This window comes from Collinsella aerofaciens ATCC 25986, from assembly GCF_964259375.1.
GTDB lineage: Bacteria > Actinomycetota > Coriobacteriia > Coriobacteriales > Coriobacteriaceae > Collinsella > Collinsella aerofaciens_BO.
In genome coordinates this window covers 71,396-90,434 of the sequence record NZ_CAXVJM010000006.1, presented here as the reverse complement: position 1 = coordinate 90,434, position 19,039 = coordinate 71,396, and the positions used below count along the sequence as shown (strand labels likewise).

15 protein-coding genes are annotated in these 19,039 nt (G+C 61.3%); 11 read left to right on the top strand and 4 right to left on the bottom strand.

Annotation, left to right across the window (positions count from 1 at the left end; genetic code table 11):
• Window positions 1-168: 168 nt before the first annotated feature.
• Window positions 169-1,110: an isopentenyl-diphosphate Delta-isomerase gene (locus ACEXKH_RS04115; RefSeq protein WP_373573188.1), complete on the bottom strand. Its 942-nt coding sequence runs from the start codon at window positions 1,108-1,110 to the stop codon at window positions 169-171.
• A gap of 167 nt (window positions 1,111-1,277) precedes the next feature.
• On the opposite strand from ACEXKH_RS04115, the gene ACEXKH_RS04110 reads away from it, so the two are divergent.
• On the top strand, window positions 1,278-2,507 hold the full coding sequence (locus ACEXKH_RS04110; RefSeq protein WP_373573187.1) for an MFS transporter: 1,230 nt from the start codon (window positions 1,278-1,280) through the stop codon (window positions 2,505-2,507).
• Between the two features lie 63 nt (window positions 2,508-2,570).
• Window positions 2,571-3,017, top strand: coding sequence for a low molecular weight protein-tyrosine-phosphatase (locus tag ACEXKH_RS04105; protein ID WP_373573186.1), 447 nt, complete (start codon window positions 2,571-2,573; stop codon window positions 3,015-3,017).
• A gap of 161 nt (window positions 3,018-3,178) precedes the next feature.
• On the opposite strand, the gene ACEXKH_RS04100 is transcribed toward ACEXKH_RS04105, so the two are convergent.
• Window positions 3,179-3,508: a TIGR04076 family protein gene (locus tag ACEXKH_RS04100; RefSeq protein ID WP_199408116.1), complete on the bottom strand. Its 330-nt coding sequence runs from the start codon at window positions 3,506-3,508 to the stop codon at window positions 3,179-3,181.
• On the bottom strand, window positions 3,501-4,325 hold the full coding sequence (locus tag ACEXKH_RS04095) for a PfkB family carbohydrate kinase (RefSeq protein WP_373573185.1): 825 nt from the start codon (window positions 4,323-4,325) through the stop codon (window positions 3,501-3,503). The genes ACEXKH_RS04100 and ACEXKH_RS04095 overlap by 8 nt, the downstream gene beginning before the upstream one ends.
• Before the next feature lie 560 nt (window positions 4,326-4,885).
• Between ACEXKH_RS04095 and ACEXKH_RS04090 the strand changes: the two genes are divergently transcribed.
• From ACEXKH_RS04090 to ACEXKH_RS04075, 4 genes are all read left to right on the top strand, one after another.
• Window positions 4,886-5,392, top strand: a complete 507-nt coding sequence (locus ACEXKH_RS04090) for a MarR family winged helix-turn-helix transcriptional regulator (RefSeq protein ID WP_117655367.1) — start codon at window positions 4,886-4,888, stop codon at window positions 5,390-5,392.
• Window positions 5,385-7,199: an ABC transporter ATP-binding protein gene (locus ACEXKH_RS04085; protein WP_373573184.1), complete on the top strand. Its 1,815-nt coding sequence runs from the start codon at window positions 5,385-5,387 to the stop codon at window positions 7,197-7,199. The genes ACEXKH_RS04090 and ACEXKH_RS04085 overlap by 8 nt, the downstream gene beginning before the upstream one ends.
• A complete protein-coding gene (locus tag ACEXKH_RS04080) occupies window positions 7,192-9,111 on the top strand; it encodes an ABC transporter ATP-binding protein (RefSeq protein ID WP_373573183.1) in 1,920 nt (639 codons plus the stop codon). Before ACEXKH_RS04085 ends, ACEXKH_RS04080 begins: the two co-directional genes overlap by 8 nt.
• 441 nt (window positions 9,112-9,552) lie before the next feature.
• On the top strand, window positions 9,553-10,644 hold the full coding sequence (locus ACEXKH_RS04075; protein WP_373573182.1) for a GGDEF domain-containing protein: 1,092 nt from the start codon (window positions 9,553-9,555) through the stop codon (window positions 10,642-10,644).
• Window positions 10,645-10,687: 43 nt separating this feature from the next.
• On the opposite strand, the gene ACEXKH_RS04070 is transcribed toward ACEXKH_RS04075, so the two are convergent.
• The gene (locus ACEXKH_RS04070; RefSeq protein ID WP_373573181.1) at window positions 10,688-11,566 is read right to left on the bottom strand and encodes a LysR family transcriptional regulator; all 879 of its coding nucleotides are present in this window, start codon (window positions 11,564-11,566) and stop codon (window positions 10,688-10,690) included.
• Window positions 11,567-11,799: 233 nt separating this feature from the next.
• On the opposite strand from ACEXKH_RS04070, the gene ACEXKH_RS04065 reads away from it, so the two are divergent.
• The 5 genes from ACEXKH_RS04065 to ACEXKH_RS04045 all read left to right on the top strand — a co-directional run bounded on the left by ACEXKH_RS04065 (window position 11,800) and on the right by ACEXKH_RS04045 (window position 18,891).
• Window positions 11,800-12,681 carry an SDR family NAD(P)-dependent oxidoreductase gene (locus ACEXKH_RS04065; protein WP_271737117.1) on the top strand — a complete coding sequence of 294 codons (882 nt, stop codon included), beginning with the start codon at window positions 11,800-11,802 and terminating at the stop codon, window positions 12,679-12,681.
• Window positions 12,682-12,747: 66 nt separating this feature from the next.
• Window positions 12,748-14,004 (top strand): MFS transporter, encoded by a 1,257-nt coding sequence (locus ACEXKH_RS04060; RefSeq protein WP_373573180.1) that lies wholly within the window; start codon window positions 12,748-12,750, stop codon window positions 14,002-14,004.
• Between the two features lie 67 nt (window positions 14,005-14,071).
• Window positions 14,072-15,112 carry a Gfo/Idh/MocA family protein gene (locus ACEXKH_RS04055; RefSeq protein WP_373573179.1) on the top strand — a complete coding sequence of 347 codons (1,041 nt, stop codon included), beginning with the start codon at window positions 14,072-14,074 and terminating at the stop codon, window positions 15,110-15,112.
• Window positions 15,113-15,524: 412 nt separating this feature from the next.
• Window positions 15,525-17,672, top strand: coding sequence for a Tex family protein (locus tag ACEXKH_RS04050; protein ID WP_373573178.1), 2,148 nt, complete (start codon window positions 15,525-15,527; stop codon window positions 17,670-17,672).
• Window positions 17,673-18,069: 397 nt separating this feature from the next.
• Entirely contained in the window at window positions 18,070-18,891 is an 822-nt protein-coding gene (locus tag ACEXKH_RS04045) for a LytTR family transcriptional regulator DNA-binding domain-containing protein (RefSeq protein WP_373573177.1), read from the top strand.
• Window positions 18,892-19,039: the final 148 nt, after the last annotated feature.

Here is a 19,039-nt window from a genome sequence, read left to right as displayed (position 1 = left end):
ACACCTCTTACGTTGCGCTGTGTTGCGGCAATACAGTCAAGCGGGATTTTTGGATGGGAAGCGATCCCCTGGACAAAAACCGTCACAACATTCGACGCTTTTCCTCGTTTTCGAGATTTTCATCGAATGTTGTGACGGTTTGGATATGGCAAAGGGACTGTACCTTTATTACATGGCGAGGGCCGTACGGATGGACGGGTCGCTGAGGGCCTCGCGGAGCCAGGGGGCCAGCTGCTCGGGGTGACCCTGCAGATAGCCGTCGAGCTCGGACGGGGCCACGCGGCGCACCTCCGAGATCTCCTCTTGGTTGATATGCAGCTCGCCCGGCTCAACATGGGCTGCGAACACCTCGCACCATTCGCACTCGCAACGGCCGTCGCCGTGGTCCACGCGGTACACCACGTGTCCGAGGTGCTTGAGCTGATCGGGCTCGCGCGTGATGCCAAGCTCTTCGTTGATGCGGCGCGCCGTCGCGGCGACAACGTCCTCCCCGGGGAGCGGATGGCCGGCACAGCCATCGGCCAGCACCCCGCCCCACAGGCGTTTGAGCGGACTGCGACGACAGAGCAGCAGGCGCGCGTCTTCGCCCCGGCCCTCGACCAAAAGCGTCAGAAATGCCTGATGCAGGATGCCCTCGCCGACATGGGCATCGATGCGGTCGACAGGACCAAGCGCCTCGCCGGTCGCGGCATCGACCGCCACGACCTCGGCGCCCGCGCCGCCCTCATCCCAGCCGGCGCGCAGGATGCGCGCGGCGGCCTCCTCGAGCGCGGCGATGAGCTCCTTGGTGGTGTCGAGCACGTGCTGGAGGTCGTCACCGCTCGCCTGTTCAACATGAAAACCCGTGCTTGCAACGACCGGCACGCCAAAGCGCGTGGCCAGCGCCGCCGCGATATCGTGCGCCGGGATCTCGTCTCGATGGCACGGAACGGCCAGGATGCTCACCGTCGCCGTACGGCCGGGCTCGGGGCGCGGAATGGCCTGCGCCGTGGCGCCCAGGTGCGCGAACTCCGGCGAGCAGGCGTACACCACCATGCCCCGCGGCGTCACCGTCAGCTGGGCCTCGAGCGCAAACTTGCCCTCGCCCACTGCAACCTTTGTCGTGTGCATACCCATGGGATCTCCTGTCGCCCGCGGTTTACTCGAGACCATCTTCGCCTGTATTGCGACTATACAGGCAAGCGCAGCCTGCGACAAAGGGAGCAGGCATCTGACACATTCTGTTAGAGTTGCAGGGATTGAATCCCGCTTATTCATGCGACATTGGAGTGACAACCTTGACCGCCGCAACCACGTCTAAAAGTAAATCAACCGCCACCGCGCTCTCCCCCGCGCGCACCAAGCTCTGCCTGGCGCTGCTCGTGCTGTTGGGATTCTCACTCGGCTGCTCCGAGTTCGTGGTCATCGGCATCGAAAGCGACTTGGCAACGGAACTCGGCGTATCGCTTGCCACCGCGGGTCAGCTCATCAGCGTGTTCGCGCTCGTCTACGCTATCGCCACGCCGGTGCTTGCGCTCAGCACGGGGCGATTCCGCCGCTACCAGCTGCTCGTGTGCTACAGCATCGTCTTTGTGCTCGGCAACCTGGTCATGGCGTTGGCGCCCAACTTCCAGGTACTGTTTATCTCGCGCATTGTCCTGGGCTCCGTCTCGGGCGCACTGCTCGCCGTGGGTGTGACGTACATCCCCGAGCTGCTGTCCCCGCAGCAAACCTCGCTTGCCATCTCTGTCGTGTACGGTGCGTTTTCCGTGGCAATGGTCTTTGTCACTTCGATCGGCAAGTTTGTGGCCGACACGCTCGATTGGCACGTGGCCATGTACGGCACGTTGACCTTTGCCGTTCTAATCTGCGGAGCGCTCGTGGCGTTTATGCCGCGCGCTGGGCAAACCGACGAGCCTGCCACCTTTCGCGAGCAGGCGGGGCTTCTACGCGAACCGAGCATCATCACCGGCATGCTCATCTTTTTGTTTGGCGTGGGGTCGGTCTACGTATTCTACGGCTACGTGACGCCCTATCTGGAGCAGGTGCTGGGCATGGGCACCGTTCAGGCGAGCACCACGCTTATGGCCTACGGCGTGTTCTGCCTGATCTCGAACATCTTGGGCGGATGGATCGACGCGCGTTTTGGCATGAAGGCACTGCTTGTGACGTTTGTACTGCAGGCTGCGGCGTTACTCGGGCTGTTTGCCGTGGGCGGCACCATGCCGCTCGCGCTGGTCTTTGTCTTTAGCTTGGCGTTGCTCATGTACCTGTTCTCGGTGTCGTGCATCACGCACTTTATGGACGTGGCACGCAACCGCCATCCCAAGTCGATGGTACTCGCAAGTTCGGTTGAGCCCATGGCGTTTAACGTCGGCATCTCGTTTGGCACTGCAGTGGGCGGCGCCGTGGTAAGCAGCATTGGCATTGCGTACGTGGGCGCCGTGGGCGCCGCGTTCTCGCTTGTGGCCTGGGCGCTTACGCTGGTGACGATTAAGTTGGCTCGCTGGGAGCGCAAGCGGGCGTAGACGTAGACGTAGACGTAGACGCAATACTCGAGCTCGATGATGACGATCGAAAGGAAACCGCTCATGCAACGCATTCTTTTTATCTGCCACGGCAACATCTGCCGCTCGACGATGGCCGAGTCGGCGTTTACCGAGCTCGTGCGCCGCGCCGGGCGCGAGGCGGAGTTTGTCATCGATTCCGCCGCGACCTCAACTGAGGAGATTGGCAACCCGCCGCACCACGGTACCGTTGCCAAGCTACGCGAGGTCGGAATTCCCGTCGTCGCACATCGCGCACGTCAGGTGTGTCGCGCGGAGTATGGCGACTGGGATCGCATCGTCTATATGGATGCCGAGAACGCGCGTGGCCTGCGTCGCATCTTTGGCGACGACCCCGACGGCAAGATTACGCGCTTGCTCGATTGGACCGAACGCCCCGGCGACGTGGCCGATCCCTGGTACACCGGCAATTTCGATGCCACCTACCGCGACGTGCTCGCCGGTTGCACCGCTATGCTCGAGCAGCTGTAGGCAAGCAAGGTCGCAGGCCACGCCTTCGGCGCGAAACGAGCGTGGATAATCTCCCACATGAAAAATGAGCGTGGATTTTCTCCCACTTTGAGCGTTCAAGCGCGCTCTAAACGGGAGAAAATCCACGCTCATTATCTCGGTGGGAGATTATCCACGCTCGGTTACTCGTCGACGATCTCGGCGAGCCAGACGTTGAGGGTGTCGACCTCGGGGCAGCAGAACTTTGCCGTACCGGGCTCGTTGCCAGGCACGGTTCCGCCGTAGCGCAGGATATCGATATAGGGAAAGCCCACGTGACATGCCATGGAACACATCTTGCCGCGGTCGCGGTCGAAGTCGAAGACGTCACCCGGCTTGTGCCCGTGATGGCAGCGGCATGTGCCCAGCTGGTCCACGCAGCTCACGCGGATACGCGGACGCTTGCCACGCGGCGCGCCGAGCGGCCTGTTCTCGCCCGCAGGCTTGACGCCGTCCTCGCCAGCATTACTCATGGTCAATCACATCCAGGCAGGCCTCGATGGGAAGGCCAGCCGACTTGTCCTCTTGGTCGGCATTGCGCTCGATAAGCTCAGCCACCACACGCATGGCATCGGACGTCGCGCGCTGCAGACTCCAGCCTGCCATAACGCGGCCGACGAGCACCGCCGAGAACGTGTCGCCCGTGCCCGGGAAATAGACCGGAATCAGGTCAAAGGGAATCGTGAAGTACTCCCCCGCCACATAGTCGTAACCGATAACCGCGTTCGCGCCATTGACCACGGCGCTCGTAATGACCACCGATTTGGCACCCAGCTCGCGCACGGCGTCCACAAGGGCGCGGGCCTCATCGGGCGTGATCTGCTCTGCAATAGGCGTATCAGTGAGCAGACAGGCCTCGGTGTAGTTGGGCACCGCGTAGTCTGCGCACTCCAGCAGGTGCCGCATAAGGCCAATCGTGGACTCGGGCACGCCCGCATAGAGCTTGCCGTTGTCGCCCATGATGGGGTCGACGAACACCTTGGTGCCCTTTTGCGCGCGGCGGTGGCAAAAGTCCGAGATGATACGCGTCTCTTCCTCGGTCACGATAAAGCCGGTCGAGATGGCGTCGAACTCAAAGCCGAGCTCCTCCCAGATGGCAAGACTCTGACGCACGTACTCCGTGGTGTCGTGGATGTAGAACTTGGGATAGTTGAGCGTATCGGACACAAGCGCCGTCGGCAGATTGTGGATACGGTAACCCATGTGCGACAGCACCGGCAGCATGGCGGAAAGCGCGACCTTGCCGTAACCGCACATATCGTTGATCAGCAGCAGCTGAGTGTTCTTCATGAGGGTCTCCCTTGTTTCGGGCACAGCGCAGCAGCGCCACAGTGCGACTAAGTGTAGCGCAGGAGGCGTTGTGGGCGGAGGCGAGCGGTACGAAGGGCAAATTGTTGCGGAAAGGTTTCGGAAATGGGGGCTGTTTGCTCCATAGCGGCCTAGTTGATGCTACTCATATAGCGCCATTTCAAAACTATGCCTATTTACTACGTTTAACCGCCCGCCTCCAACCACAACGAATTTCTCTCCAACAAAACCGCAGGTAGATAGCTTGCGTTTTTTCAGAAACAGCTGTTGTGGTCAGCGATGCTGGATTCATCGTAGTAATTAGGCATAGTTTTTGGCAAGGCCGCTTCGAAAGGCATCATCGCAGCCCAAAACGATACCTTTTCCTTCGTCCCCAAGGGATCAGATTGCCGCTTAGGAGCGTTTGCAGCATCGAGCGGTTACGGCGTTTGGTAAAACGCCGTAACTTAATAAGTTTGGTACCTTGACATTTATTTCTTGCACTCCTAAATTAGTTAGGCACAAAACAATTGCACTACCTAACTAAAGAAAGGAGCGACACCATGTGCGATGACCACATCGGCCTCTGCCCCCACACGCCGGGCGGCGACCCCCATGAACCCGCAGATGCGCCCGCGGCACAGTCCCAATCAGACGCGCTCGCCAAGCACATCCTAAACGGGCTGGGCTTCTGCGGCCACTTTCTGCACTTTCACGGCGGCGGCGCCTCGGGAAAGGCCCCCATCGTCTGCTTGCTCGCCAAGCAGCCAAACGGCGAGATGTCACAGCAGGAACTAGGCCTGCACTTTGATCTTAAGCCCGGTTCGCTTTCCGAGATTCTCTCCAAGATCGAATGCGCCGGCCTTATCGAGCGCAGCCGCAATCCCAAAGACCGGCGGCAGCTCACCATTCGCCTGACCGAAGCGGGATGGGAAAAGGCCCACGTAGAGCAGGCGGCCCGCATTCGCTTTAGAGAGCAGGCCTTTAGCGCGCTCACCCACGACGAGCGCGAGGACCTCGCCGAAATGCTCGATAAAATCCGCGTAACCTGGGAGGAACTGGATGATTAAAACCCTCATGGGAAGCATCCGCGACTATATGAAAGTCACTGTTGCCACGCCGCTGCTCGTGCTTGGCGAGGTGCTCTGCGAGATGCTGATTCCATTTATCACCGCCAACCTGATCGACGCTATCAAAGACGGCGCCACCGTAGCCGAGATGCTTCCCACCGCAGGCTTTTTGGTGCTCATCGCGCTGACGTCGCTTGCTTTTGGCGCCGCGGCTGGTGTCACCTGCAGCCATGCGAGCTGCGGATTCGCCAAGAACCTGCGTCACGACCTGTTCTACAAGATCCAGACGTTCAGCTTTGCCAACATCGATGAGTTCTCGAGCTCCTCGCTCGTCACGCGCCTGACCACCGATATCAACAACGTGCAGCAGGCCTTTATGATGATCATCCGTATCGCCGTGCGCGCGCCGCTGGTCTTGATCTTCGCCTTTACCATGGCATTTATCATGGGCGGCAGCGTCGCCATGGTCTACCTGGTCATCATTCCGCTGCTGGGCTTTGGGCTGTTCTTTATCATCTTTAAGGTGCGCCCCATCTTCTCGCGCGTGTTCCACAAGTACGACGCCCTTAACGAGTCCGTCGAGGAAAACGTCACCGGCATGCGCGTGGTCAAGAGCTATGTGCGCGAAGACTTTGAGAAGGAGAAGTTCGCGACCGCCGCACGCGACGTCCAGATGGACTTCACCCGCGCCGAGAAGCTCCTCGCCTTTAACAACCCCATGATGAACATCTGCGTCAACGGCGCGTTCGTCGTCATCATCTACCTGGGCTCCAAGCTCATCATCACGAGCCAGGGCACGCTGTTCGACGTGGGCCAGCTCTCCTCGACCTTTACCTATGGTTTCCAGATTCTCATGAGCCTGATGCAGCTGTCGATGATCTTTGTCATGGTGACCATGGCCGACGAATCGGCACACCGCATTGCCGAGGTGCTGGCCGCCGAGCCCACGATCGCCGATCCCGCCGAGCCCGTGCTCGAGGTTGCCGACGGTTCCATCGACTTTGACCACGTGAGCTTTAAGTATTCCAAGCATGCGAAGCGCCAGGCGCTCGACGATATCGACCTGCACATTACGAGCGGCGAGACCATCGGCATCATCGGCGGCACCGGCTCGGCCAAGTCCACGCTCGTTAACCTCATCGCCCGCCTGTACGACACCACCGAAGGCGCTGTGCGCGTGGGCGGCGTGGACGTGCGCGACTACGACCTGGACGCGCTGCGTCACCAGGTCGCCATGGTGCTGCAGAAAAACGTGCTGTTTAGCGGCACCATCGCCGAGAACCTGCGTTGGGGCGACCCGAACGCCACCGACGAGGAAGTCCGCGAGGCAGCGCATCTGGCCTGCGCCGACGAGTTTGTCGACGGTTTCCCCAAGGGCTACGACACCTGGATCGAACAGGGCGGCTCTAATGTTTCGGGCGGTCAGAAGCAGCGCCTGTGCATTGCACGCGCCCTGTTGCGTCGCCCCAAGATCTTGATCCTGGACGACTCCACCAGCGCCGTCGACACCAAGACTGACGCCAAGATTCGCGCAGGCCTGGCAAGCTATCTGCCCAACACGACCAAGCTCATCATCGCCCAGCGCATCAGCTCCGTGCAGGACGCAGACCGCATCATTGTCATGGAGGGCGGCCGCATCGCACAGATCGGCAACCACGAAGAGCTGCTCAAGACGAGCGAGATCTACCGAGAGACCTTTACCTCGCAAAACAAGATGTCTGCCGAGGGCGAAGGGGCCATCGAGGCCGACACCGAGGCATCCGCAACGCAAGCTCAGACCCAGGAAGGAGGCGAGGCACATGAGTAAGGCAACGACCGCCGAGCGCGCGCTCAACCGTAAGGGCGGTACCATGTCGCGCCTCATCAAGACGCTCTTTGGCTTCTATCCCGTGCTTTTGCCCCTTGTCGTCGCCGGCGTGGTGCTCTGCGCCATCATCAACTCCATCGGCGCGACCTTCCTGCAGAGCGCCCTGCAGATTATTAGCGAATCGTGGCAGTCGGGCGATTGGGAAGCCGCACAGCCCAAGATTCTGCAGCTCGTGACCACCCTCGCCTGCATCTACGGCGTCGGTGTCCTGTCCTCGCTCTTCTGGAACCGCGCCATGGCTATCGTCACGCAGGGCTCGCTCGAGAAGCTGCGCGAGATGATGTTCAACCGCATGCAGGACCTGCCGATCCGCTACTTCGACACGCACCAGCGCGGCGATATCATGAGCCACTACACCAACGACATCGACACGCTGCGCCAGATGATCAGCCAGTCGCTGCCCAACCTGCTCATGACGATCATCATCATCGTCACGGTGTTCTTTATCATGCTGTACTACAGCGCGTGGATGTGCCTGGTCATTGTGGCCGGCGTCGCCTTTATGACCTTTATGACCAAGCTGCTCGGCTCCAACTCCGCGCGTTTCTTCATTGCGCAGCAGACCGAGCTCGGCGTGGTCGAGGGCCATATCGAGGAAGTCATGAACGGCCAGAAGGTCGTCAAGGCGTTCTGCCACGAGTCTGCCGCCGAGGCCGATTTTGATGAGCGCAACGAAAAGCTCTTCGAGGTCTCGCAGAAGGCCAACATGTACGCCAACATCCTCATGCCCATCCTTATGAACCTGGGCAACCTGCTCTACGTGCTGGTGGCCCTTGCCGGCGGCATTTTCCTGGCACTGGGCGTGCCCAACCTGAGCATCTCGGGCATGGCACTGTCCATCGCCGTCGTGGTGCCGTTCCTCAACATGACCAAGCAGTTCTGCGGACAGATCGGCCAGATCTCGCAGCAGATCAACGCCGTAGTCATGGGCCTTGCCGGTGCCGACCGCATCTTTGAGCTCATCGACGAGGAGCCCGAAGCCGACGAAGGCTATGTGACGCTCGTCAACGCGCAGGTCAACCCCGACACCTGGCAGCTCGAGGAGGCCGACCACCACACCGGCATGTGGGCGTGGAAGCATCCGCACCGCGCAACCGGCGAGATCGAGTACGTGCCGCTGCGCGGCGACCTGGTCATGGACAACGTCGACTTTGGCTACACGCCCGACCACGAGGTGCTGCACGGCGTGTCCGTGTTTGCCAAGCCGGGCCAGAAGGTCGCGTTTGTCGGCGCCACCGGTGCGGGCAAGACGACCATCACCAACCTCATCAACCGTTTCTACGACATCGCCGACGGCAAGATTCGCTACGACGGCATCAACGTCAACAAGATCCGCAAGGCCGATTTGCGCCGCTCGCTGGGCGTGGTGCTGCAGGACGTGAACCTGTTCACTGGCACCGTGATGGATAACATCCGCTACGGCAACCTGGATGCCACCGACGAGGAGTGCATCGCGGCGGCAAAGCTCGCCGGCGCGGACGACTTTATCACCCGCCTGCCCGACGGCTACGACACGATGCTCACCGGCAACGGCGCCCAGCTGTCGCAGGGCCAGCGCCAGCTGATTTCGATCGCACGCGCCGCCGTCGCCGATCCGCCGGCGATGATTCTGGACGAGGCCACGAGCTCCATCGACACCCGCACCGAGGCTATCGTGCAGGCGGGCATGGATAAGCTCATGGAGGGCCGCACGACGTTTGTCATCGCGCACCGTCTGTCCACCGTGCGCAACTCCGACGCGATCATCTGCCTGGACCACGGCCGCATCATCGAGCGCGGCAACCACGACGAGCTGATCGCCAAGCGTGGATATTACTACCAGCTCTACACCGGAGCATTTGAGTTGGAGTAGATCTGGCAACTCGGAACTACGCCGCAACGCATAAGCCCCCGCAGTTCATATGAGCTGTGGGGGCTTTTTTCATGCCGGCCGGAAACCGTATCCCACTTTTCGGACCCAGAATGGGATGCCGTTTCCCGCTGGACCCCCTCCGGGAAACGGCATCCCATTTCAAGGGGGTAAACCGGGATGTAGTTTCCCCTAACGGCACCTTTGGGAAGCCGCATCCCACTCTAGACGCACAAAACGGGATGAGCTTTCCCATGGTGATCAAAGACCAGAAGCATGTCCGATAGCGCAGCCAGGTCAAGAACAACAAGGCAAGCGTCACGCCAATTTAGACGAGCGTCTACTGCAGTTTGAGGCTGCTGGCCCATATGGTAGAGTTAACCACCCATGAGTTTCAGCACACTGCGTGCTACCTGCTCTTTTGTCATTTGGGGGAATGAACTTGTGAATACTTCTGTCGCCAAGAAGGCCAGCCAGGCGGTGCGCCTGCTCATGATGGTGCTCACGGCAGTTCTCATCTTCTTCTTCATCAATGTTATGCTGCTCGTCTCCGATATCCAGGGCACGGCGCGCGTGGTCAATTACGCCGGTCTGGTGCGCGGTACCACACAGCGAATCGTTAAGCTCGAGGATGCGGGCCAGCCTCAAGATGACCTGCTCAAAGCCGTGGATTCATACATCAACGGTTTGCGTTACGGAAGTGACGACCTCAACCTCGTCCGTCTCGACGACGATGAGTATCAGGCAAAAATGACCGAGCTTGCAAATTATTTTGATGAGCTTTGCGCCGAGATCATCCGCGTGCGCGAAGTTGGCTATGAGAACACCGACATCATCCCTATGAGCGAGGAGTTCTTTGGCATTTGCGACGATGCTACGCGACTCGCAGAGGACTACTCTCAGGAGAAGGCGTCGGCGCTCAACTATCTCGAGGGCTTGGTGATCGTCGACATCGTGGGCTTGGTGGCGACCTTTGCGGTCGAACTTGTTCGCGCGGTGCGAACTGCCGCACTCAATCGCGAGCTGCAGAACAAAGTCTATCTCGACGAAGCCACAGGACTGCCCAACAAGAACAAGTGCGAGGAGATCTTGGGGCAGGAGCAGCCTGTCTCCGCGGAGGCGCCCGTTGCGGTGTGCGTCTTCGACCTTAACAACCTGCATACGGTCAATAACAGCTTTGGTCACGAGAAGGGCGACGAATACATCCGCTCTTTTGCCCGGCAGCTGGGGCGTGTGGCGTCCGAGACCTGCTTTGTGGGCCGCGACGGCGGCGATGAGTTTATCGCGGTGCTGCGGGATACCGATCGAGCTGCCGTGGAGTCCTGTCTCGCTCGGGTTCGTGCGAACGTGAACGAGTATTCCGAGGCTCACCCCGACATGCCCATCAGCTATGCGGTGGGCTATGCGCTTTCCAGTGATTTTGACGAGCCGCCTACCATGCGCGAGCTCTTTTCCCAGGCCGACAAAAACATGTACATCGACAAGAACCACGTAAAGGCAGCCGAGGCAGCCGGGCTGCCACGCGAGGAACGCTAAACCCGTAGCAAAGGGTAGCTAATTTGGGACGGGGCTCTTTTGGCTACTTGAGAAGCTGGGCCATGGCGTTCACGAATTTTTGTACTTGGAGGGTGGGCTCGAGCGGGTAGTGCAGAAAGACCGGTACCTCGCGACCGCACAGGAACGGCACGCCCACAAAGGCCGGGTGCACGCCCGACCATGCGCCGCAGGTGAGCACCGCGTCGCCCTTTTCCTCCGCCTCGTTAAAGAGCGCAAAGTCGAAGCTATCCACGTCAATCACGTCCACGCCGCCGTCGGCCAACAGGTCGATGCGCAGGCTGTCCATGGCGTCGTTGCCGTGGCGGAGCACGCGCAGGCGCATGCCCTCCAAGTCGGCGACCGTAATGCGTGTCTTGCGCGCCAGCGGGCTCGTGCGCGGCACGTCGATATAAAACGGCACGTTGACGATGCGGAGCTTTTGGCAGGTGTCGCCCCAGCGCGGGGTCGAAAAACTCGACTGCACCACATCGACCTCGCGGCCCAAGCTGCGCATGACGGATTCGCGCTCGTCGTAGAGGTCGCTTACCGGCACGATCTCAAATCGCAACGATGGCTCCAGCTCGTGGATGCCCGTCCACATCGACAGCGTTTGGCGCCCCGGGCACATCATCGACACGCCCAGGCGCACGGCACCGCCATCGCCCGCCGCGCGTCGGGCACGGCGCAGCGCGTCCTCGGACTGCCGCATGATCGAGCGTGCGTCGTCCACCAGCAGAGCGCCCGCCGGCGTCACCTTAACGCCCGAGTGCGAGCGTTCGAACAGCGTGATGCCGAACTCGGCCTCGAAGCCCGACACCTGCTTGACGAGCGCCGGAGTCGACACACGCAATTTTGCCGCCGCACGTGAGAAGCTTCCCAGCTCCGCGGCGGCCGATATGGCCTCGAGTCGTCGATCGTACACGTCAATCTCCCGTTTCCAGACGTATGGCAACGAACTGCCAAAGGGGATCGTTTTGGCAGGTCACACACTCAATTAAGGACACATCGTCTTGCGAGCTATAAACCTACGGTTAACGCCATTCTAACAAATATGCAATTCACCTGCGCAAATGCAAAGCATACGATAACCAGCGAAAACCACGTGGGTCGATTAATGGGAGCGGCCCACCGGGAGGCACAAGAAGGGAAGTTCCTATGAGCAACTGGCTTAAGCTCGAGGGCGATGTCTGCGCCGTGACTGGCGCGCTCGGCGGTATGGGCGCCGAGATCTGCCGCGAGTTCGCCCGCAATGGCGCCAACGTCGTCATGCTCGACCTGGACGAGGAGAAGGTCAAGGCCGCTGCCGCCGACCTCGCTGCCGAATTTGGCATCCACGCCGAGGGCTACAAGATGAACGCCACCGACGAGGCCGAGGTTCAGGCTGCCGTCGACGCAACCATCGCCAACTTCGGCCGCGTCGACGTCCTCGTCAACACCGCCGGTATCCTGCGCTTCGCCGCCATGGAGGACCTGCCGCTGAGCGACTGGGAGCAGGTGCTCAACGTCAACCTCACCGGTTACTTCATCACCTCGCAGCGCTTTGGTCGCGAGATGATCAAGGCCGGCCAGGGTCGCCTGGTGCACATCTCGACCGTCGCCAGCCACTCCCCCGAGACGTTCTCGGGCGTGTACAGCTCCACCAAGGCCGGCGTCAACATGATGTCCAAGATGCTCGCCGCCGAGTGGGGCCCCTACGGCGTCCGCTCCAACTGCGTCGAGCCCTGCTTCGTTAAGACCCCGATGTCGGCCAACTTCTACGCCGACCCCGAGGTCGAAAAGAGCCGCAGCCGTCTGATCGCCACGCGCCGCATCGGCGAGGTCAGCGATATCGCCAACGCCGTCATGTTCCTGGCGTCCAAGCGCTCGGACTTTACCACCGGCGACGCCATCAAGGTCGACGGCGGCTTCTCCAACATGATGGGCGACCTCACCGCCAAGCCCGGCGGCCGTCGCGCCTATGCCGACAACTACCTTAAGAACAAGGGTGTCGAGCTCTGGTCCGACGAGTCCGGCGTCGCCAAGCCGACTGACCAGTAAACCAACCTAACAGGGAGGCCCCGCGGACACGCCCGCCCCTCCCCCGTATCGATGAGAAAGAGTCCAATGGCTTCCACCAACTCCAACAAGGGTCGCGCCGTCGTGCTTTCCGCCGCGTGCGTCACCATGTTCTTCATCAGCTCCATCGCGCTGTATTCCGTCGTGAGCAAGAATCTGCTCGCCGTCTACCCCGAGTGGTCGAGCGCCCTTACCTGGGCTTTCCCCGTCTTCCAGACCATCATGGCCGTGACGGGCATCTTCGCCGGCCGCATCTCCGATAAGATCGGCCCGCGCAACGTCGTGATCGCTGCCGCCGTGTGCTACGGCCTGGGCTGGTTCATGTCCGGCACCGTCACCGAGCCGTGGCAGTTCTACCTGTGGTTCTCGCTCGTCGCCGCTGTCGGCAACGGCCTGGGCTACAACCCGGCGCTCACCACCGGCCAAAAGTGGTTCATCGACAAGAAGGGTCTCGCCTCCGGCATCACCCTGGCCGCTTCGACCGCCGGTCCCGCCGTGCTGTCCCCGGTGCTCGCTTCGCTGCTCATCCCGAGCCTGGGCATCTTTGACGCCCTCAAGGCACTCGGCGTCATCTTCTTTGTGACGATCGCCGCCTCCGCCCTGTTCCTGAAGGCCCCCGAGGCCGGTTGGCTGCCCGAGGGCTTCGAGGCCCCCAAGGGCGGCGCGCATGCCGGCACCTTCGGTGACCTCACCCCGGGCGAGATGGTCAAGACCCCGCGCTTCTGGGTCCTCATCGTCACCTTCGCCTTTGCCGCCACCGCGGGCACCCTGCTCGTGGGCAAGGTTGCCTCCATCGCCGCCGTCCAGCTCTTCGCCGACCCCACGAGTGCCGCGGCCGTCGCCCTCGGCGGTGTGGTCGTCTCCGTCAACACTTGCGCCAACCTGGTCGGTCGTCTGTCCTTTGGCCAGATCATCGACAAGCTCGGCGCCTATAAGTCGCTGCTCATCAGCCTTGTCGTCACCATCGTCGCGCTCGTCATCATGTCGATGAGCTTTACACAGGCCATGTTCTTTGTGGCGCTCGCCTTGCTCGGCTTTAGCTTTGGCGCCCTGCTCGTCATCTACCCGCCGCTCACCGGTGGCGCCTTTGGTACCAGCAACATCGGCGTCAACTACGGCATCATGTTTTTGGGCTACGCCGCCTCCACCTGGATCAGCCAGCCCATCACCGCCGTGCTGTATCACGCCGAGGCCGGCAGCGCCGCCTACCAGCAGTCCTTCTACGGTGCCATCGTAATCGCCGCAATCGCCGTCGTGCTCACCGTCTACATGATGGTCTCCGACAGCAAGAAGAAGTCCGCCTAGTTTTGCTTGATGCGGCAAGGACCGCCCCCTTGCCGCATTCCACCGCCACCAGTATTAAGGAGTCGAAATGTCTGAGCTCAACCCCGTCCGCATTGCCGTTATCGGCGCCGGCGCCATGGGCCGCAACCACATCCGCTTTGTCACCGAGGAGCCCGAGGCCGAACTCGTTGCCATCGCCGACGCCTTTGAGGGCGCCCGTGCCACGGCCGAGGCCGCCGGCGTGCCGTTTTACACCGATCCCGCTCAGATGATGGACGAGGTCAAGCCCGAGGCCGTCATCATCGCCACGCCCAACGACCTGCACCTGGGCGTTGCCCGCGAGGCTGTGAGGCGCAACATCGTGCCGCTGGTCGAAAAGCCGATCTCCAACGACCTGGAGGATGCCCAGGCCTTCGCCGCCGAGGCCGAGACCGCCGGCGTGCCCGTGCTCGTGGGCCAGCACCGTCGCCACAACCCCTTCGTCAACAAGGCCAAGGAGATCATCGAGTCCGGCGAGCTGGGCAAGCTTACTGTTTCGAGCTTCCACTACATGATCTATAAGAATGACGAGTACTTCGATGTCGAGTGGCGTCGCAAGAAGGGTGCCGGCCCGATCCTGGTCAACCTGGTGCACGACGTCGACCTGCTCCGCTATCTGCTGGGCGAGCCCGTTGCCGTCCAGGGTATGCAGTCCAGCGCCGCCCGCGGTTTTGAGACCGAGGACTCCGCCGTGGTCAACGTCCGTTTTGCCGATGGCGCGCTCGCAAGCATGACCATCTCCGACGCCGCCGCCAGCCCCTGGAACTGGGAGGCAACCGCTCGCGAGGATCCGCAGTATCGTCCCTTCGACGCCGACGCCTACTTTATCGGCGGCACTAAGGGCGCCCTTTCGCTGCCCCGCCTGCACCAGTTCTCCTACGACGGCGCCTCCAACTGGCACAAGCCGCTGCAGATGGAGATCCCGGCCGTCGACCCGGCGCTGCCGCACAAGATGCAGCTCAAGCACTTTGTGAAGGTCGTTCGCCGCGAGGTCGAGCCCGTCGTGACCCCCGCCGACAACGTTAAGACGCTCACGCTGCTTAACGCCATCAAGGAGGCCGCCGAGACCGGCCAGCTCGTCGAGCTGTAATGCCTTAAGAGCGGCCGCGGCAGAAACCCCATGCCGAACCCCTCGGTCCGCCACAAATATGCCCCTCTTCTTTGCCCCGCGAGCAGCCTCCTGCCCGCGGGGCTTTTTGCTACCTTAACGACGATTTTTCTGGGGCGGGGGCTATTTTGCACCTCGGCTTGATTCGTTCGCCACCAAATGGGCCTATCTACTACGTTTAACCGATTACCCTCAACCATGCCGAATTTCCTAAAATAAAAAGCGCAGGTAGACGGCTTGCGTATTTTCGGAAAACCGGGGGATGGTCGACCCATACGGTTCAAACGTAGTAGATAGACCGTTTTCGTGGCGCGGCCCCAAAAACAGTCTTTTGGGACGGGTGGTATCCTTGGTAGCTCTGTGCCGCAAACGCACCTTAAACGCAAGGAGTCCCATGGATCTTATCGCCCAGCTCGCCCGCGAGCTCAACCTTAAGGCCGCCAACATCGAGGCGGCCGTCAAGCTCATCGACGAGGGCAACACCATCCCCTTTATCTCGCGCTACCGCAAGGAAGCAACGGGCGGCATGGACGACGTCGCCCTGCGCGCGCTCGACGAGCGCCTGTCCTACCTGCGCAATCTTGAGCAGCGCAAAGAGGACGTCGTTCTGCTCATCGACGCCCAGGGCAAGCTCACGCCCGAACTCGAGCAGCAGATTCGCGAGGCCACGCAGCTCCAGCGTGTCGAGGACCTCTACAAGCCCTACCGCAAAAAGCGCATGACCCGCGCGCAGAAGGCCCGCGAGGCCGGCCTGGAGCCGCTCGCCAACATGATCATCATGCAGGCCTCGGCCAAGGGCAGCGCACTCGACGCCGCCGCGGACTACGTCAACGAGGAGGCCGGCTTTGACACGCCCGAAAAGGCGCTCGCCGGCGCCGCCGACATCGTGGCAGAGACGGTAGCCGAGGACCCGGAGAACGTCGCCGACCTGCGCGCCTTTACGCAAAACACCGCCGATATCGTCGTCGAGGCCACCGACCCCACCGAGAAGACCCCCTACGAACCCTACTACAACTTTGATGAGCCGCTGCGCCGTATACCCAACCACCGCGTACTGGCTATCGACCGCGGCGAGCGCGAGGGCAAACTCCGCGTGCGCGTGAACGTCGACGGCGCTGCCGCCACGGCGCGCCTCGGCAGCCGCTGGCCCCGTCGCCAAGGCGTCTTCGCTCCCGTCTTTGACGCCGCCATCGCTGACGGTTACAAGCGCCTGATGGCCCCTTCGCTGGAGCGCGAGGCCCGCGCCAAACTCACCGTTCGCGCCCAGACCGAGGCCATCAACGTCTTTGCCAAGAATCTCGAGGGGCTGCTCTCGGCACGCCCCGTGCGCGGTGCCCGCGTGCTCGCGCTCGATCCGGGCTACCGTACCGGCTGCAAGGTCGCCGTCATGGACGAGACCGGCAAGCTGCTCGACCACGGCGTGGTCTACCCCACCAAGCCACGCCACGACGTCGCCGGCACCAAGCGCGAGCTCGCCCGCCTCGTCAAGAAGGACGGCGTCAACACCATCGTCATCGGCAACGGCACTGCCAGCCGCGAGACCGAGGAAGTCGTCTCGGAGTTCATCGCCGAGCAGGCGCCCAGCCTTCGCTACACCATCGTCAACGAAGCCGGCGCGTCGGTGTACTCCGCCTCCGAGCTCGCCAGTCAGGAATACCCCGACCTGGACGTCACCGTTCGTGGCGCCATGAGCCTGGGCCGCCGTTTGCAGGACCCGCTGGCAGAGCTCGTCAAGATTCCGCCCCAGTCCATCGGCGTCGGACAGTACCAGCACGACCTTGACCAGGCCGAGCTTTCGCGCACCCTGGGCCACGTCGTGGAGGACGTCGTCAACCGCGTGGGCGTCGACGTCAACACCGCGAGCGCGAGCCTGCTGGGATACGTATCGGGCATCACGCCGAGTGTGGCCAAGAACATCGTGGCGTACCGCGAGGAAAACGGCGCCTTTATCGATCGCCGCCAGCTTAAGAAGGTCCCCAAGCTGGGACCTAAGGCGTATCTCAACGCCGCGGGCTTTTTGCGCATCAGCGGCGGCAAGAACCCGCTCGACGCGACAAGCGTCCACCCCGAGAGCTACGAGGTGGCGACGACCGTCTTGGAGCGCGCCGGCGTTGCGGCAAGCGAGCTTAGCCGCGGCGGCGTGCCCGACATCGAGCGCCGCCTGGGCAGCATCTCGGCGCTGGCAAGCGACCTGGACTGCGGCACCCTGACGCTCATCGATATTGTCAACGAGCTCAAGAAGCCCGGCCGCGACCCACGCGACGACGCGCCCGAGGTGGTCTTTAGCCGCTCGGCGCTTTCCATCGACGACCTGGAACCCGGCATGGAGCTCAAGGGCACGGTGCGCAACGTCGTCGACTTTGGCGCCTTCGTCGACGTGGGCGTGCACCAGGACGGCCTCGTGCACATCTCCAAGCTGGCCGATCGCTTTGTCAAGCACCCGAGCGACGTGGTGCGCGTCGGCGACACGGTCAAGGTGTGGGTCGAGAAGGTCGATCGCGACCGCAAGAAGATTTCGCTCACCATGGTGCCGGGCAAATAGCCGTCAAAGCAAAGGTACCCCCTCCGGCGACGTGCAAAAAGGCGAGTTTTCAGCATTTCCCGAGCCCTCCGAGGCGTCTCAGAGAGCCATAAAAGCAAAAACGGCCCCCGTTTTGGCGTTTTCAGAGCCAAAACGGGGGCCGTTCCGTGCCGTGGGGGCGATCATACCCAATGACAGACCCCCTTCTTTGCTGAAAAGTCGCGATTTTGCACGTCGCCGGAGGGGGTACCTTTGCTTACGGCAGGATATGGAAGCCCAGAGCGGCGATACCCCAGGGGCGTCGGCGCTGCCAACGACCAAGGCCAACGCACGTCATCGGCTCAAACGGAATAATCCGAAAAGAACCCTTGTGCCCGCCTACAATCAAAGAAAGGGCACGCCACGTCGCGGAGGGTCTATGTACGCCAGCAAACTCGTCACCATCACATCGGGCAAAAAAGAATACACGCTCGATGCCACGCGCATCCTGTACGTCCAGATGAAGCGCAACGATGCGTTTATCCATATGTCCGACGGGGAGCTGCACGACATCCGCGTCACGCTACGGGAGCTGCGCGAAATCTTAGGCAGCGGCTTTTTGCTCGCGCATCGCAGCTGCCTGGTTTCGGCGCGCGCCATCCACGATATCACCGATACCATCAACCTCATCAACGGCGAGAAACTTGAATATATCGTGCGACGCAAGCGCCAACTCCGCGAAGAGCTACGAGTCTGGCGCGCGTCGTTCATAAAAGATCACGAGCAGCGAAATGCCCCCGCCACCCCCGAGGGCTACCGCGCCCACTATGCGAGTTTCGATGGCATGCCCTTTGCCTTTACCGATATCGAAATGGTTCTCGACGGGCAACGCCAGGCGGTAGACTGGGTGTTTCGATACGGCAACGACGCCCTTGCACGGCTCGAGAAGGTGCCACTCGACCGGCTTATCGGCCACTCATTTGGCAGCATCTTTCCCAACATGGACGGCAAGTGGCTCCGTTGCTACGAACGAGCTGCGTTTTTGGGCGAGACGCTCGAGCTCATCGATTACAGCCCCGAGATCGACACGTACCTTAAGGTCGTCTGTTTTCCGACGTTTACTGGCCATTGCGGCTGCATCCTGTTTGACATCCAAAACATCAATTACGCGCGTAGCAGCCCCGACGCCGACCACGCCCTTGCGCTGTATTTTGGATACGAGGAAGCGGCCGGCCACCAGTCGTTGCCCCACGTTCATTAAATAGAAATACTCTCCTTACTATTTGGGACGAAACGACATAAGACGGGACGAACTTTTCTTTTCACAGACACCAAATCACTGATAATAAAACAATCTATGGTTTTGTACTTGATGATGGATGACGTGCAAAAAGCACCAGCACCATCAA

What these genes read in the sequence shown, in the direction of transcription:
- ACEXKH_RS04115 (WP_373573188.1), bottom strand. Translation starts at nt 1,110, where the DNA reads ATGCACACGACAAAGGTTGCAGTGGGCGAGGGCAAGTTTGCGCTCGAG.
- ACEXKH_RS04085 (WP_373573184.1), top strand. Translation starts at nt 5,385, where the DNA reads ATGATTAAAACCCTCATGGGAAGCATCCGCGACTATATGAAAGTCACT.
- ACEXKH_RS04090 (WP_117655367.1), top strand. Translation starts at nt 4,886, where the DNA reads ATGTGCGATGACCACATCGGCCTCTGCCCCCACACGCCGGGCGGCGAC.
- ACEXKH_RS04065 (WP_271737117.1), top strand. Translation starts at nt 11,800, where the DNA reads ATGAGCAACTGGCTTAAGCTCGAGGGCGATGTCTGCGCCGTGACTGGC.
- ACEXKH_RS04100 (WP_199408116.1), bottom strand. Translation starts at nt 3,508, where the DNA reads ATGAGTAATGCTGGCGAGGACGGCGTCAAGCCTGCGGGCGAGAACAGG.
- ACEXKH_RS04055 (WP_373573179.1), top strand. Translation starts at nt 14,072, where the DNA reads ATGTCTGAGCTCAACCCCGTCCGCATTGCCGTTATCGGCGCCGGCGCC.
- ACEXKH_RS04050 (WP_373573178.1), top strand. Translation starts at nt 15,525, where the DNA reads ATGGATCTTATCGCCCAGCTCGCCCGCGAGCTCAACCTTAAGGCCGCC.
- ACEXKH_RS04105 (WP_373573186.1), top strand. Translation starts at nt 2,571, where the DNA reads ATGCAACGCATTCTTTTTATCTGCCACGGCAACATCTGCCGCTCGACG.
- ACEXKH_RS04045 (WP_373573177.1), top strand. Translation starts at nt 18,070, where the DNA reads ATGTACGCCAGCAAACTCGTCACCATCACATCGGGCAAAAAAGAATAC.
- ACEXKH_RS04060 (WP_373573180.1), top strand. Translation starts at nt 12,748, where the DNA reads ATGGCTTCCACCAACTCCAACAAGGGTCGCGCCGTCGTGCTTTCCGCC.
- ACEXKH_RS04080 (WP_373573183.1), top strand. Translation starts at nt 7,192, where the DNA reads ATGAGTAAGGCAACGACCGCCGAGCGCGCGCTCAACCGTAAGGGCGGT.
- ACEXKH_RS04095 (WP_373573185.1), bottom strand. Translation starts at nt 4,325, where the DNA reads ATGAAGAACACTCAGCTGCTGCTGATCAACGATATGTGCGGTTACGGC.